The organism is Paraburkholderia sp. D1E (genome assembly GCF_052682275.1).
In genome coordinates this window covers 1675597-1692248 of the sequence record NZ_JBQYMB010000001.1, presented here as the reverse complement: position 1 = coordinate 1692248, position 16652 = coordinate 1675597, and the positions used below count along the sequence as shown (strand labels likewise).

General features: G+C 61.8%; 7 protein-coding genes, 2 tRNA genes and 1 rRNA gene. 1 reads left to right on the top strand and 9 read right to left on the bottom strand.

Going from position 1 to position 16652, the window contains the following annotated elements; genetic code table 11:
- Positions 1-207: 207 nt before the first annotated feature.
- The 3 genes from ACUN0E_RS07735 to ACUN0E_RS07725 form a co-directional block, all read right to left on the bottom strand.
- A tRNA-Ala gene (locus ACUN0E_RS07735) sits at positions 208-283 on the bottom strand.
- A gap of 70 nt (positions 284-353) precedes the next feature.
- A tRNA-Ile gene (locus tag ACUN0E_RS07730) sits at positions 354-430 on the bottom strand.
- Between the two features lie 79 nt (positions 431-509).
- Positions 510-2040, bottom strand: a 16S ribosomal RNA gene (locus tag ACUN0E_RS07725).
- A gap of 814 nt (positions 2041-2854) precedes the next feature.
- Here ACUN0E_RS07725 and rpoD point away from each other — a divergent pair.
- The gene (gene rpoD, locus ACUN0E_RS07720) at positions 2855-4858 is read left to right on the top strand and encodes an RNA polymerase sigma factor RpoD (protein ID WP_408238516.1); all 2004 of its coding nucleotides are present in this window, start codon (positions 2855-2857) and stop codon (positions 4856-4858) included.
- Between the two features lie 460 nt (positions 4859-5318).
- On the opposite strand, the gene ACUN0E_RS07715 is transcribed toward rpoD, so the two are convergent.
- The 6 genes from ACUN0E_RS07715 to ACUN0E_RS07690 form a co-directional block, all read right to left on the bottom strand.
- On the bottom strand, positions 5319-6116 hold the full coding sequence (locus tag ACUN0E_RS07715; protein WP_445566172.1) for a YfaP family protein: 798 nt from the start codon (positions 6114-6116) through the stop codon (positions 5319-5321).
- Between the two features lie 22 nt (positions 6117-6138).
- Positions 6139-6924: a YfaP family protein gene (locus tag ACUN0E_RS07710; RefSeq protein ID WP_408238704.1), complete on the bottom strand. Its 786-nt coding sequence runs from the start codon at positions 6922-6924 to the stop codon at positions 6139-6141.
- Positions 6925-7121: 197 nt separating this feature from the next.
- Complete coding sequence (locus ACUN0E_RS07705) at positions 7122-8978, bottom strand: DUF2300 domain-containing protein (protein ID WP_445566171.1); 1857 nt, start codon at positions 8976-8978, stop codon at positions 7122-7124.
- Positions 8979-8989: 11 nt separating this feature from the next.
- On the bottom strand, positions 8990-13783 hold the full coding sequence (locus ACUN0E_RS07700; protein WP_445566170.1) for an alpha-2-macroglobulin family protein: 4794 nt from the start codon (positions 13781-13783) through the stop codon (positions 8990-8992).
- Positions 13780-14499, bottom strand: coding sequence for a DUF1175 domain-containing protein (locus ACUN0E_RS07695; RefSeq protein ID WP_408339783.1), 720 nt, complete (start codon positions 14497-14499; stop codon positions 13780-13782). The genes ACUN0E_RS07700 and ACUN0E_RS07695 overlap by 4 nt, the downstream gene beginning before the upstream one ends.
- Positions 14500-16290, bottom strand: a complete 1791-nt coding sequence (locus ACUN0E_RS07690) for a DUF2138 domain-containing protein (RefSeq protein ID WP_445566169.1) — start codon at positions 16288-16290, stop codon at positions 14500-14502.
- Positions 16291-16652 lie beyond the last annotated feature (362 nt).

Below are 16652 nucleotides of genomic sequence, written 5' to 3'. Positions count from 1 at the left end.
TTCCCTTTTCATACATTGATACAATCACAACCCTGATTCACCTACTCACATGCCCATCTCTAGACACGCTTTCGTGAATCTCTTTACTACTTCTTCCTGATTGTTAAAGAACGACAGCCGATATAAAGCTCTGCTTCATATCACTCTGACTGGCTCAATCGCCAATGCATAAAGCTCGGTAAATACCGAACGCTAGGCATTGAAGATTGGTGGAGGATGACGGGATCGAACCGACGACCCCCTGCTTGCAAAGCAGGTGCTCTCCCAGCTGAGCTAATCCCCCAGTCATACAGATCACGCAACCTGTTCGCCCCGGGGTCCTCACCGGTTAGCTGCAGCCACCGCAGAAACAGTGGTGGGTCTGGATGGATTCGAACCATCGACCCCCGCCTTATCAAGACGGTGCTCTAACCAACTGAGCTACAGACCCCTGAGTCTGTCTGCGTATCTGTCCTGATTTCACAGCCGATAAGCGTGAGCGCTCAACGCTTTGACACGTCTAGCTCGAGAAAGGAGGTGATCCAGCCGCACCTTCCGATACGGCTACCTTGTTACGACTTCACCCCAGTCATGAATCCTACCGTGGTGACCGTCCTCCTTGCGGTTAGACTAGCCACTTCTGGTAAAACCCACTCCCATGGTGTGACGGGCGGTGTGTACAAGACCCGGGAACGTATTCACCGCGGCATGCTGATCCGCGATTACTAGCGATTCCAGCTTCACGCACTCGAGTTGCAGAGTGCGATCCGGACTACGATCGGTTTTCTGGGATTGGCTCCCCCTCGCGGGTTGGCGACCCTCTGTTCCGACCATTGTATGACGTGTGAAGCCCTACCCATAAGGGCCATGAGGACTTGACGTCATCCCCACCTTCCTCCGGTTTGTCACCGGCAGTCTCCCTAGAGTGCTCTTGCGTAGCAACTAGGGACAAGGGTTGCGCTCGTTGCGGGACTTAACCCAACATCTCACGACACGAGCTGACGACAGCCATGCAGCACCTGTGTTATGGCTCCCTTTCGGGCACCCCGACCTTTCAGCCAGGTTCCATACATGTCAAGGGTAGGTAAGGTTTTTCGCGTTGCATCGAATTAATCCACATCATCCACCGCTTGTGCGGGTCCCCGTCAATTCCTTTGAGTTTTAATCTTGCGACCGTACTCCCCAGGCGGTCAACTTCACGCGTTAGCTTCGTTACCAAGTCAATGAAGACCCGACAACTAGTTGACATCGTTTAGGGCGTGGACTACCAGGGTATCTAATCCTGTTTGCTCCCCACGCTTTCGTGCATGAGCGTCAGTATTGGCCCAGGGGGCTGCCTTCGCCATCGGTATTCCTCCACATCTCTACGCATTTCACTGCTACACGTGGAATTCTACCCCCCTCTGCCATACTCTAGCCCGCCAGTCACAAATGCAGTTCCCAGGTTAAGCCCGGGGATTTCACATCTGTCTTAGCGGACCGCCTGCGCACGCTTTACGCCCAGTAATTCCGATTAACGCTTGCACCCTACGTATTACCGCGGCTGCTGGCACGTAGTTAGCCGGTGCTTATTCTTCCGGTACCGTCATCCTCCCGCCGTATTAGGGCAGAAGTTTTCTTTCCGGACAAAAGTGCTTTACAACCCGAAGGCCTTCTTCACACACGCGGCATTGCTGGATCAGGGTTGCCCCCATTGTCCAAAATTCCCCACTGCTGCCTCCCGTAGGAGTCTGGGCCGTGTCTCAGTCCCAGTGTGGCTGGTCGTCCTCTCAGACCAGCTACAGATCGTCGCCTTGGTAGGCCTTTACCCCACCAACTAGCTAATCTGCCATCGGCCGCCCCTGTAGCGAGAGGTCCTAAGATCCCCCCCTTTCCTCCGTAGAGCGTATGCGGTATTAATCCGGCTTTCGCCGGGCTATCCCCCACTACAGGACACGTTCCGATGTATTACTCACCCGTTCGCCACTCGCCACCAGGGTTACCCCCGTGCTGCCGTTCGACTTGCATGTGTAAGGCATGCCGCCAGCGTTCAATCTGAGCCAGGATCAAACTCTTCAGTTCAAACCTGTTACTGTTTTTCGGGCTCTTTCGAACCCGGTCGCTCACTCAACGTACTGACGAATGATCATCCTGCCGCCGTGTTTCCACCCCAGCAGGAAAACCTTCCTTTAATACTAGTGTGAGACTTGATACTTTCGCTTTTGCAGCAGGCCCCGAAGGACCCACCGCCGCGTCGCGCATCAAGCGCCCACACTTATCGGCTGTTAATTTTTAAAGATCGATTTCGCATTCACTACCAAAAACCGCACCGCGTGTCGTCAACCTCACAACCACCCGGCACCGCTTCGTTCTGCGTCGCTGCATCTGCAGCAGAGAAACGAGATTATGAAGAACGGCCGGCATGTCGTCAACCCCCTTTTGTGAATTTTCTTTGGGGCAAAAGCGAATCAACGCCAGAACTTGCGTCCAGCTATAGCGCCCCTATATATAGTGAGGCGGCAAAATGTGAGCACGCCGTGCGAGGACGCGTGAGTTCATCTATAGTAAGAGGCTTGTCGTTAGGCGCGACGAATGGCCGGCACGCCGTTCGTAACGAGCACCCGCCCATGACCAGCGGGGCGCGAGGGAGTCTGCGACAGGAGTGCACGACAAAATGGTGTGCTCACAATGAGCGCGAAGGCGCAAGGTCGTATATAATGCGAGCCGCGCGAATTTCGCACTTTTCTATCGGCCCGCTTCACGCGGGCTCATCTTTTTTGCTCCCCAGAGCACAGCCAAACAACCGCGTTGAGTCACTCAGGTGATGTTGAGCCATGCTCGAAACGCCTGACGGTCGCGTCTTGCGTCTCATAGCGAAGCCTCTAGAGGAGAATACGTGAACCCTTTTGATCGCGAAGATTCGCAACACGAAACTGCCGGCTACACCGCCAAGGCGCCCGCTGGCCGCACAGCCAAGGGCAAAGGCGGCGGCAAAGCGATCCCCGTAGCGGCTGAACTTGCGCCGCAACAAGCCGAAGAACGCCAGCGCCAGATGCGCGCGCTGATCCAGCTGGGCAAGGAGCAAGGCTACCTGACCCACGCGCAGATCAACGACCACCTGCCCGACAACTTCGCGCAAACGGCGGCTATCGACAGCATCGTCAGCGCCTTCAATGACATGGGCGTGGCGGTCTACGAGCAGGCTCCGGATGCGGAAACCCTGCTGCTCAACTCGAACGCCCCCGCCGTGGTGTCGGACGATCAGGCAGACGAGGAAACCGAAGTCGCGTTGTCCACTGTCGATTCCGAGTTTGGCCGTACGACCGACCCCGTGCGCATGTACATGCGCGAAATGGGCGCAACCGAGCTGCTGACCCGCGCGGGCGAAATCGCGATTGCGAAGCGCATCGAAGACGGTCTTCACGAAATGGTGCAGGCGATTGCCGCTTGCCCACTCGCGATTTCCGCCATTCTGGCGAGCGCCCAGCAGGTCGCGGACGGCGAATTGCGCATCGACGAGCTGGTCGACGGTCTGAATGAGGACACGGTCGCTGCGGAAGACGCCAGTGCGAGCGCGGACGCCGCGGCGGACGTTGACACCGACGCGACCGACGATGACGACAGCGATAGCGAAGACGACGACGACGCCGGCCCGGCCGATTCCTCGGCAGCGGACGAAGCACGTCTGAAGCAGCTCACGAACGACTGCCTCGAAATCTTCGCCCAGGTCGGCATCCTGTCCGACCAGATGAACGCCTCGCACACGCGCGGCGACGTCAGCTCGAAGGCCTACCTGCGTGCCCGCCAGGAGACCCAGCAGCACCTTGCCAAGATCCGCTTCACGGCACGCACCATCGACCGTTTGTGTGGCGACGTGCAACATCAGGTCGCGCAGGTTCGCGCGATCGAGCGTCGCATTCTGCAAATCGTCGTGACGAAGAGCGGCATGCCGCGCGAGCAGTTCATCGAGTCGTTTTCGGGTCATGAAGCCGACCTGGGTTGGACTGAACGTGCCGCGCGCGGTGCGTCGGCGTTCGGCGCGGCGCTGGAACGCCATCTGCCGGCGATCCAATCGGAGCAGCAAAAGCTGATCGACATCGAGGCGACCGTTTCGCTGCCGCTCAAGCATCTGAAAGAGATCAATCGTCAGATGGTCGCGGCTGAGTCGAAGATGCGCAAGGCCAAGAGCGAGATGATCGAGGCGAATCTGCGTCTCGTGATCTCGATCGCGAAGAAATACGTGAACCGCGGCATGCTGTTCCTCGACCTGATCCAGGAAGGCAACATCGGTTTGATGAAGGCGGTGGACAAGTTCGAATACCGCCGCGGCTGGAAGTTTTCGACGTATGCAACGTGGTGGGTTCGCCAGGCCGTGACGCGCTCGCTCGCCGATCAGGCGCGCACGATTCGCGTGCCGGTGCACATGATCGAAACGATCAACAAGCTCAACCGCATTTCGCGCGAGATCTTGCAGCAGACCGGTCAGGAAGCCCATCCGTCGGTGCTCGCCGAACGCATGGAACTGTCGGAAGAGAAGGTGCGCGGCATTCTGAAGATCGCCAAGCAGCCTGTGTCGATGGAGACGCCAGTCGGCGACGACGGCGACGCCACGCTCGGCGACATGATCGAAGATTCGGCCGCGTCCTCGCCGGCTGATGCAGCGATGCAGGCCGACTTACGCGCCGCCATCGACGACGCGCTCGACTCGCTGTCGCCGCGCGAAGCAAAGGTGCTGCGTATGCGCTACGGCATCAACACGAAGTCGGACCACACGCTTGAAGAAGTCGGCAAGCAGTTCGACGTCACGCGCGAGCGGATTCGTCAGATCGAAAGCAAGGCAATGCGTAAGCTGATGCATCCGAGCCGCGCAGATCGCCTGAAGTCGTTCCTCGACCGTTAAAACGGGTTGCGCTTGTCGTGCGTCACGCATGGCAAGCGCATGCCGCACACGTTGCTGCGCATCCAGGCTCATCCACACTGCGGTGAGCATTACCACGTCATACGTTTGATTCCTTGCATGCCCCTCGGCCAGATCGGGGAGGCTGTCGTCGAGCCATTCGATCCCGCGTGACGTGTACATGGCCATCGCCGGAATGCGTAGCGCGTCGACCGGTTCGACGGCGACGCCTCAAGCAAGCAAAGAAATGTTCCCGCCGATAGTAATACCCGCTGCCAGCCAACGCCCCGCCGTGTAAAACGCATTGCGTGTTTCCTGAGGCAGATCCGGCCGCTCGAGGCCGAGCGTATCCTGCGCAAGACTCACACAAGTCGTTGAGCATGTTGAGATTTCACCCTCTGCTCGCACCGGGTCGCAAGCAGCGGAGCGTGCGGCTCCGCGGGCAAAATGCATTGCCTTAGGCTTAGGGCATCACAAACGTCTTCACGAGCGTCAGTTCGCCGGGCTTACGCATCGGCACGCGAATCGTTTCGCTCTTCTCGTCCGGCGTATTTTCGTTCGTGATGATCGTTACCTGCGCGACGGTGATATCGCTGCCGCTGTTTCCGTTGCCGTAATAATTTACGTACACCAGATACGTACCCTTCAACGGCGCCGCCGACGAGTAAATCTCCGGCCCGTAGCCGGTCGTCACATCCACGTCGAGCGCGCCGCCGTTTGGCGCCACGCGGTCCCCATACCAGGTATGCACTCCGTCCGGCGAGACAACGTGCAAATCCAGATCGGTCCCGTCGGTGTCCCACGCGAGCACCACGCGCAACTTCGGCTGGGTCTTGCCGCTGTACGCGTCGTAAAACTGGACGCGCTTGCGCGAACCATCCGGCGCCCGCAGTTCAACGCTGTTGCTGCCGGACGGAAAGGCGTAAGGCCGCGAAAATTTGCCGTCCTCTTCCACCCGCTGAGGCAACGGCGTACCGTCGACCACCAGCGTGCCTACCGACGTGCCCTTTTTCTTCGGCGCGTTGCGGATTTGCCCCTCGATCAGCGCGAACCTCGACTGCCCCTCGGGCGTCGTGACCGACACCGCCGGGTAATGCACGTCCTGCGTATAGCGCTCGCTGTCGCCGCTGGTGTTGCGCCAGCCATTCAGCGGCGCGCCGAAGTCGATATCGCTCGCGTACGCCACCGTCGCAGCCTGCAAACAGGCGACGACGAGCACCATCCAGCCAGCCTTCACCCAACCCGTCGTCTTGACCTTCATCGTCACTGCTCCCATCCCGCTGTCAGAGTCGTTCGCTTTTCACGAGTAGCAGGTCGCCGATCTTGCGCAGCGGCACGACCATCGTTTCACGCCGCTCGTTCGGCGTGTTTTCATTGAACACCAGCGTCAACGTCGCGGTAATCACGTCGCGCTCGTGCGCGGCGGCGTCGAAGTTGTAGCCGGTCGAATCGAAGTTGCCCCAGTAATTCAGAAAGAACAGCCACGTACCGTGCTCGGGCGCCGCCGACGAAAATATCCCCGGCCCCGCACCGTCCACCGAATCGACGTCGAAACCGCTGCCGTCTTCGAGCGTCGGGTTGGCGAAGAACGCGTGCAGACCGTCCGGCGTGATCACGTGCAGATCCACCTGCGCTTTCGGATCATCCCACGTGACGATCGCGCGCAGCTTCGCTTGCGGCTTGCTGCGGTCGGCTTCGTAGAACTGCATGCGCTGGCGTTGTTTGCCGTCGGCGGAAATCAATTCGATGCTGTTCGAACCCGCGCCGAATGCCCACGGACGCGCGAATGCACCTTCGTCGTCGGTATAGAGCGGCGTCGGATTGCCGTTGACGACCAGCGTCGGCGGCTTGCGGGCGTGTTTGTCGATGTGCTTCAGGCGTCCTTCAATCAGCGTGCGATAGCGCTGCGCGCCACGATCGACCGGCGGCCGGGGATATGCCGCGACGAAGTGCTCGCCTTCGTTCGTCAGTCCGCTGTGACGCCAGCCACCGAACGCGCCGGTGAGATCGGCGAGCGCGCCGCCACCGCCGCCGTCATTTGCGCCGGCAGCTTGTACATTCGTCGCCATACTCGCCGCCAGCGCAGCCGAGGCCACGGCAATTGCCGTGCAAACTCGAACACCGCGCGTATGAGGTGGCAAGGTAACTGCCACGCGAACTCGAACGCACCGCATAAGAGGCGCCAAAGCAACGGCCGCAAGAATTCGAACGCGGCGCATCACAGGGAGCGCGCGGAACATGGCGGAAAGCGAGCGCGAGACGGTATTCATTGGATCGGATTGTCGGTACGAATCAGCGTGCGCGCGGTACGTTCGACGAACGCTTCATCGAGGCCACGCGGATGATGCTGGAACGCGAGGTGAATATATTCATGCGCCAACGCGATGCGATCTTCTTCAGTTTGCAGGCGATACACGTACACGCGATTGCGCTGCGCGTCCGCATAGGGCCGCCCCTCACGCACCGCGCACACGGCCGGCAGATCGGGCGTCTCGTAGCCGGCCGCACCGTCCATGCGCCGCGCCCACAACGGCGCGTTGCGCTGCAGCCATTGCTGGGCGCCGGCCACCTGGATGCAATCGCCGGACAACGGGCTCTCGAACGACGTCAGGGTCGCCTGCGGCCAGGTGCGCGAGAGGATGGCGTCGAAAGTGAGACCGGTTTGCGCGAGCGCCTTCGCGGCAAGCCAGCTCATCTGACCGGGCGCGGCCTTGTCGTGGTGATACTGAACCGGCACACCGGTGAGCACCAGTGCGTCAGTCATATCAGCCGCACGGCGCGCCGCAGCGGTCGGCACGCGCGGCAGGACGCGCTGCGTGCTGCTGCTATCGTCAATACGGAAACAGCCGTGGTCGTGATTGCCGTGCTGCACGACGTAGGACCGCGCCGCCACCGCCAGCGCTTTCGCCGCTTCCGGCTGGCTCGTGTCGCCTTCGCGCTCGACCACTCGTGCGACGTAGTCATTCATGCCGAAGCGGCCGACCACTTGTGGCGCACCTGCGGCGTCGCGATCGAGTCGCAGTTCGCCACGGCTTTCCACACGCGCCCAGTTGCCGTTGACGAAACCGATCCGGAAATCGCCACGCAGCGGACCATCGGGTGCCGCTGCAGGCCCTTTGTCACCGAGCACTTGACGAATCGGATAGCGGCTGAAGAAATCGACCAGTACGCACGCGTTGTCGTCCGGTACGGTGATTTGCTTGAGCAAGGGCGCGATGCGCGGCGCCGCGGCGGCCAGTACGCGCACGCTGCCGCCGAGGCCGCCCAACCACACTGGCGTGCCGTCAGCGAGCCAGCCCGCCGCGCCGCCAATCGAGGCGCCAGGCCGCGCCGGGTCCGGCATCGTCCACGTTTTGGCGCGCAGCACGCTGCCATACAGCGATACGGTGCCCTCACCGCGTCCGCTCGTCAGCACCGACACCAGCGTACTCGCCGCCGCTTCGCGTGGCCGTGCCGGCATCGCCTGCAATGCGGCGAGCAGGTCGGTCACCGGCTCGCGGCGCGTGGGCGTCATCGCGTGCAGATCGCGCAGCCAGACGGGCGCATGCGCGGCCGTCCAATACTTGCGCCAATCGGCGGGATCGAGTTGAAGGCGTGCAGGCTCGAAAAAACGTCCGCACGATTGCACCAGCGCATGTTCGCGGTCGATGTGACCACCCGTCATGCAGCAATACACTTCCTCAGGATCGCCGCCGCTGCAGGTGTAATCCGGCGTGGCGATATTGCGATCGACCAGATAACCGTAAACGAACAGCTTCCACACGCTGCCGAGCGGCGTCTCCAGGGTCGTCGGCAACGGACGCGCGGACTGCGGCACGAGATCGTCCGCGGCGCCACGGGCGTTGAACTGCCAAAGCTGCGATTGGCCGTCGCGCAACCAGGCGAAGTGCAGCGTTTGCGACGAGGACGCGGCGAACGACGAGCTCGACGTTGAGCCTCGCGATGAGCTTGACGACGCAATCGGCGACGAGCTCGCCCCCGCAGCTAGTGACGCACTCGACGATGCCATCACCGCAGCCGCTGCCGCACCTGTTCCACCAAAAACACACCCAGCCCCCACGGCGAGCGCGATCCGCAGCGTAGCTGCCAGACGATCGCGCGAGTGCCGAAGAGCGAAGAACATGGCGATCTCGCTTACTGGATGCGCAGGGTCGTCACGCGATCGCTCTTGCCGCCTTCAAACGCCTTGGCGTCCGGCTGATACATGCGGAAGTAGCGGGCGGGCGGCAACGCGAACGTGCCCGGCAAAGCAAAACGCACCAGTTGCCGCAGCGTCACCGGACGATCGAGCAAGGGCACCGGCTGGTGATAGGCCAACTCGCCCATCTCATACGAAGCGGCACGCGCGAACGGCTGTGGACCGCTTACCCCTTCTTTCTCGCCCGGCAAACCATCGATCGACACACCCCAACTGGTCGCCTCCACATCGCCGCCCGGTGGCAGCGGCACGTCGAGCAAACCGTAGTGGTAGGCGTTGCCGGAGCGCGGCGTGAGCGTGACTTCGTCGACGTACAACGCATTGCTGTCGATCGCATCGCCTGGCTTTACCCGACGTGCGGTGAACGCCGAGCGGCCCAGTTGGCTTTCGGCATCACCCGCCTTCTTCGGATCGGCTTTCACTTCAAGCGGCTCCAGCTTGTAGAAACGACGTTCGACGGTGATGTTCAGACGACTGTCCTCGCTCGTATGGCTGCGGAATGAGACCAGTGCGTTCACGTCGGTGCGCGCGCCGCCTGCATCGAGCGTGGTCGGAAGTGCCACGCCGGTCCATTTCCACAGCGGCGTGCCGGTCGGCGTCGAAGCGCGCGTCCAGCCCGCTCCTTGCAGCGACGGCAGCGAAGCCGGCGCCGCGTCGCCTCCGAGCGCTTTGCGCACCCACAGCAACGTGAGCGCGCGATCGAGTGTCGGATAGTCGGCGCTGCTCTTCGCGAGCAAGGCCGATGCATCGACCGCCGCGCCACCGTCGCCACCCGTCATATAAAGCAGGCTCTGCACAAGCGGTGCGGGATCGTTAGCCAATGCCGTACGCGCGGCGCTCATCGTGGCATCGAAGCCATCCGGCAGTTGAGCACTCGTACTGCGCGCCATGTTGGCGACCAGCAGCGTCGCCATTTGCTTGCCGCGCGGCGAATCGGCTTGCGCGAACACGATGCTGTCCGACGCGCCATACGTGCCGTTGCGCGCAGGGGTCGAAGCATTGCCCGTAGCCGCTGCATCGCTCATCAAGTCCGCCGCGACGCCCGACACCGGCGTTGCGACCGGCAAGCCCATCTGCTGCATGAACCAGAGCGCCAGCGCACGATGCAACAGCGGCTCTTTCGCCCCCGCATCGCGATAGACGTCCATCGCATGCTGCCAGTTGTCGGCAGGCAGCGTAATGCCGAGGCTGCGGCTCGCGAGCCAGTCCGCGTAGTACGCATAGGCGGTAATCAGCGAACTGCCGCCGGTCGTATCGCCCCACCAGCCGAACGTGCCGCCGACACCCGCCAGCATCGCCAGACGTTGCCGCTGATTACGCAACAGCGCTTCGAGTCCTTGCGTCGAACTGGCGTTGTCACCACGGCCAATGGCATCGTGAGCAAGCGCCAAAGGAACCAGGCGACTCGACGTCTGCTCGGCGCAACCGTACGGGTAATTGATCAGATCGTCGGCGACGCGCGCGAATTGGCTCGCTGCACTGCCGATGAAACGCACGCTGACGTCCTGCGCATCTTGCGGCAGATTGAGCGGCTTGTTCGAGCCGTCGAGCGTCACCGTGCTCTGATGCAGATCGAGCCAGCCGCTCGCATCGAGATGGATAGTGGTCTGCAAGCGATCCACATCCTTACCCGCACGACGCAAGGTCGCGTTGATCACACCCGCCTTCAACGCGCCAGTCGGCAGACGCAAATAGTTGGCGCCGCGCTTGAGCGTGACCTTCTGGTTCAACGAGAGACCGCCGCCGTCGACCACCCACTCGGCGTCCTTATCCGCGTCGGTCTGATTGAAGGCGATCATGTCGATGGCCGGCTGATCGTTGGCGCGGAAATGCGAAGGCCCGCTCCACTTGAGATACAGCGCCTTGTCCGAACGCACGTATGCGGTGCGTTGACCAACCATGCCGTCCGGCGCCACCGCGCGCACGGTGACGCGCCAGCGGGCCAGCGAGTCCGGCATCTTGAACGTCATGGTGGCGTGACCGTTCGCGTCCGTCTTCAACGTGCCTTCCCACGCGGCCGTGTCCTGATCGTCACGACGCGGCCGTTCGAGCACTTTCACGCCGCGCTCGTTGTAGTTCGCGCGTTGCGGGCCGCCTGGCGCGCCCTTCAACGGCGAGCGCGCCAGGTCGTACGTAATGAACGACAGACTCGACGACGTCCGCACATTATTACGGCGCGGGTGATAGAAAAAGTCGACGATATTCGGCGCGATTTCCGGTTGCAACACGTAGACCATTTCATCGACCACACTCACCGTCAGATTCGCCGCTTCCGGCTTGCCATTCAGCGTGCTGTCGAAGTTCAGCGTGACCGTATCACCCGGACCGTACACCGGCTTGTCGCTCTTCACATTCAGTTCGATCTGCGGTTGCGCGACCACGATGCCGGCGTTCTGGAACACGTATTCGCCGGCGTGCACGTACAGCACCGAGAACGTCATGTTCGGCGCGAATTCTTCGCCGACCTTAATGCGTGCTTTCCACTGCGACGGCGCCACGCGTTGCAGTTGCAGCCAGTCGCCGCCGGCTGTCAGCAAGGCACGGTGTTCAACGTTGTCGCGCTCCAGTGTCAGCAAGGCATCGTCGACCGGCATGGGGAACGTGATCAGCGCCTCGGCGGTATCGCCGATCTTGTATTTGTCGCGATCGAACACGATCTCGACGCTACCCGGAATCGCCTTCAGGCCATCGCCCGCAACCCAATGACTCGCAGCGGCGAGCAGATTACCTGTGTCGTCCTTGACCGACAGCATGTACGAACCCGGTTCGTCGAATTGCACCGGGAACGACAGCTTGCCGCCTGCCGTTGTGCCTTTGAGCGCGCCTTCGCCGTGCGTCTGCGATTCCAGCCGCGTCCATTCCCACTTGGTCGGCGCATGTGAAGACGGGTCGATCGTACCGAGTGCTTGCAGATCGAAATTGACCGCTTCCTTAGGTTGCGAAAACGACTTGGCCGTCGACAGGCGATAAGGCGTCGCGCCGCGTGCAATCAGCACCTCACGCGTCACACGCACCTTGTAGGCCGCGCCGTCCTGCGCGAACAGCGTCAACGCATAACGGCTCGGTTCTTTGGCTGCGGGCAGCGTGAGGCTCGCGTTGCCGTCGCTGTCGGTTGTGAGTTCCTGCTGTTCCAGTTTGACCGGAAACAGCCCTGCATAGCGCAGTTCACCATCGACGATCGTCACTTTCTGCGCTCGCAGCGTGACCGAAACCTTGCTGTCGCGCACCGGCTTGCCGTCCGGATAGCGCAACTGGATCTTGCCCTTCAGTTGCTCGCCTGTCGCATAGTCGGCTTTATCCATCGACAGATTGACGTCGAAATGCGGCTTCACGTATTCGGCGACGCGAAATGCGCTGCCGTATACATCGCCGTTGTAATCGAAGCGTAGCGTGTAGCCGCCGGCGGTTGCATCGGCGGGCAGCGTGAAAGACAACTCCGCGCCCGTATCGGAAGCAAAATGCACCTTGCTGGTCGCGACCGGCGAACCGTTCGGGTCGAGTACGTCGAGCTTGATATCGGCGTCGGCAGGCGCGGTAGATTGCGTCGCGTTCTGGAACGTACGACCGATGAACTTCACATGCACCGCATCGCCGGCACGGTACATCGGACGGTCGGTCACCGCGTAGATCTTGGTGTTGTAGATCTCGCTGTCGTAATAGAAATTCTCCGAGACGAACACGCCGCCTTGCGGATCGGTGCCGAGCACGTAACTGCGCTCGGGGCTCACGTGTTGCAGCACCAGTGCACCGTCACTGCCGGTGGCGCCACTTTGCAGCACGCCTACGCCGTCGGTCCAGCTCACGTCGGTATTCGGCACCGGCTTGCCGTTATCGCGCCGTGCGGTCCACACCAGCATGCCGCTCGACGCCGCTTTCACGACCGCGACCGTGTCCGATACGAACAGCAAGGTATGCGCGCGATAGTTGCCGATCACCGCCTCGACGATATACAGCCCCGGCGGCAGTTTGCCGACCGGAATCATTACGTTGCCCGAACTCGCTTCGATAAAGTTACTACTGCTGCCCTCGAGGTTCACACCCTTCGGCGGCGCAATCACCTTCGCGTCCCAGATCGGATAGCGAAAGCGCGCGACCATGTCATAGCCTTTCAGCGGCGCGAATTGGGAGTTCTGCTGGAATTGCGTCTGCTTGCCGGCCTGCTCGCCGAGCTTGAATTGCGGTTCGGCTTCAGTCGCCTTGCTGCGTGTCGCGAACGACAGCACGCGTTGCCAGGCGCGGCGTGCTTCGGTGAACCAGCGGTCCCACAGATAAGCCAGCGTATTCGCCAGCCCTTCGCCCTGATAGTTCGGCGCGACATTCAGGCGATGCAGATTCTTCTGCGCCTTCAAAAAATCCAACGGCTTTGGCACGCGATACACGACGATGTCCGCGCCGCCATACGCTTGCAGTGCATCCTTGAAGTCGCGGCCGGGCGCTTCCAGCCGCACCTGCGCCAACTGATCGCTGCCGAAGCTCGCGTCCGAGAGCAGAAAGAACGGTTGACCGTCGACCTTCTGCGAAGCGAAATTGCTCGACGGCGCCGGTTGCAAGGTCGGGTTCGCGGCGATGTTGGTGTCGGCGGCGGTGCTCGAAGCGTCGTCGTCGGCATGGGCCGCCGGTGCGATGACGAGCGTCATGGCCGCGAGAAGCGCGACCGCAGCGAAGCCCGCGCGACGATGCAAGTTGCCGAGCCAGGCGCGCGACGCAGTGACGAAGTTCATTCGGGTCATGGTGTCAGAAAGTCCAAACGAAACACGCCAACGAAATTCGGATTGCCGTCGAGCGGCTGCCAGCGGGAATCTTTCCATTGCATCAGGTCGGAGACGGCCACGGCGCGCAGACCGGTATCGGTCGGCGTAACGGTGCCTGTGTGATAAGCGATGTAGCGATCCAGCCAGATCATCAGATGCTGGTCGTCGCCCTGGTCGAAGAACAGCAGGTCGCCAGGCAGCGCCTGGTTGACGTCCTTCGAAACAAAACGGCTATTGCGTTGAATCAGTGCGATCGCCGAGGCGTATGCGCCGCTGGAACCGTCGAGCTGGGTCCAGCGGTTCGCGATTCCGCGTTGCGATGCGGACAGTTGCAGTTCGGGCGGCATGCTGCTGGTGTCCGCGAGACTGGTCATGCCGTTGGCGCGCAACCATTTGCTGTCATGCGGCTTGAGCGTTTCGCCGACGGCAAAGCGCACGAGACCCGCGCAATCGCGTTGCGTCCAGCGCGGCGTCGGGCCGCGGCGCATTTGCTGGTCGACGATGCGCACGAACCAGGCGCGAAACGCGGCGGATTGCTGCGGTGAGAGCGCGTCGGGGTCGGGCGACGCGGCGGTGCTCGTGAGCGCGTTTGCACAGGGCGCGAGGCCGGCCATCATGAACGCGGAAGCCGCGCGCGCGAGCCAGGCGCGGCGCGTGATCACCGGCGCCGCGCCGGAGACGTGAACGCGGCGCACTCAATCGCCCTCGGTGCCGGGCTGATCCGCAGGCGCATCGGCCGCGCCCGTGGTGGCATCCGCACCTGCGCCCGCCTTCGCACGATCGAACCACCACTCCACCGGCACCCAACCTGTGGAGCCGGGCAAGTTCTGCGGCAGCGTCAACGAAACCGGCGGGTAATGTGCGAGCGCATGCAGCTTCGGCACGAGATGAGTACGCGAGGCATTGCGGAACACCGCTTCCTGATCCGCCGGCAACGCCGCGCCCGCTTCGCGTTCGATCAACGCAGCCGCGGACGAAGGCGTCAGCGTGAGAATCGTGTGCGGCAGACGCTGCGGCGCGAGCGTATCGGCGAGCGCCGGATAGCGCTTGTCGAGCACAGCGAGCGTATCGTCGACGAGACGCGAATCAGGAGAGAAAATCAGATAACCGTGCGCCAGTGCGAGCGTCACCGGGAAATAGCGCTCCGCCGACAGTTGCGATGCGAACGACGCCTTGCTCGACACGGCAGTGCCAGAGCGCGCACTGACCGGCCGTTGCCACACGGTGACGCTGGCGCCCTGGTCGTGCTTCGTGACCGGCAAGCGACGATAGCCCGCGTCAGCTTCGCCGGATTTGGCGGCCTTCGCCTCGTACGCGCCGATCACGTCGCCAAAGGTTTTACCGAGTGCGGTCTTCAGCACAGCGAGGTTCGCCACGTCCTGCGTCTTCACGCGAGCGACGAAGACCGGCGCGACCAAAGTGGACTTCGCATACCAGCAGACGGCCGCGGGGCCGGCGAGCTGATCGCCGATCACAGCGGCGCCATCCGCGCCAACATCCGCGACCTTGCCCAACAGACCCGATGCCTCTTTCCAGTCGGCCGGCAAGCTCGTGCACGCTGCCGGATTGGCCGGCAACGCGCGCCACAAATCGGCGCTGTTCCACTCCTGAGGCAACTTGCCCGGCTCGATCAGCGCGGAGGTCTGCCAGTTCGCCGCGGCATTGCCGTTCGACGAAAAGTCGAAGCGCAGCGCATCAATACCCGAGAAAAACGCCTGATAGCCAAACGACAAATAATTCGCCGACACCACCAGCCGGTGCCCCTTCGGTGCATCGCCGGGCGCGTCCAGTTGATAGGCGCGCGCCGCATCGTCGCGGCCCGACGAAAGCATCTCGGACACGGCGTCGGCCCGCTCGCTCAGCAAGCTGCCTTTCGCGTCGAGCAGCACGCCGGGTGCGGACATCACGACAAGGCGGTCGTCTTTCGTTGCGAACAGAATCGTGCGGCCAACTGCCAGCTTCAACGCGTAAACCGGTACGTCGCCGGAGAGCCTGGCCACCTGGCTCAACTGCGAGTCGCTGGCAGCAACGTTGCCGAAGCCTTGCAGCAGCTTCGCCAGACCGTTACGGTGCATCGACATCACCCAGTAGCCGAGGCGGCCATCCGGCGAGCGCCACAGCAGCACGTGCGCGGGTTCGTCGAATACACGGCGGATCAATTCATCGCGCCAGTCCAGTTGATGTTCGAATGCGAGACGCCGCAGCGCGCCTTCTGTGGACAACCGCGTGTCGTTCGATTCGTAATAGTCGACGAAGTCCTGAGTCAACACGTCGTGCAACAGTGGCACGCGCAAGATGTCGCGCGGCAAACGCGAGAGCGCTTCGCTGTCGATCACCGCATCCGGATGATGAATATCGAGCACGACTTCGGCGGTCTCGGCGGCTTTGCGATGCGCGAATGGACGCCACACCGCCTGAATGACCACGCCGGCCACGACCAGAAGACCGACTACCAGGATTGCAATCTTTTTACGCGACATCTTCATCTGATTTTTTCTGGTTCGATGCGACGGTATTAACGTGGATGACCGATGAATTAACTCATCGGAAGCATTCGCCGAAGGCAGCGATGATAACCGATATTTTTAACCCCAAACCAGTGAGACTCTTCATTTAACAATCAGCCATGTTTCAGGAGTTTGACGGAAATATCGAGCGAGTGGGATTAAATCATTAGAAAGCGTGTCGGCTCGAAGCAGCGACTTGAGTTAAACAGCATGGGAAGACGGCGCCGGTCTGCGGAGAAAGCAGCACGTACGCTTGCTGCCGTGCCCAACAATGCAGGGAAGGCTGTCGAGCGCTGTCCGGCCGCGGCGACCTTACGCCGCTTTAGCGGACCGGGATGTTT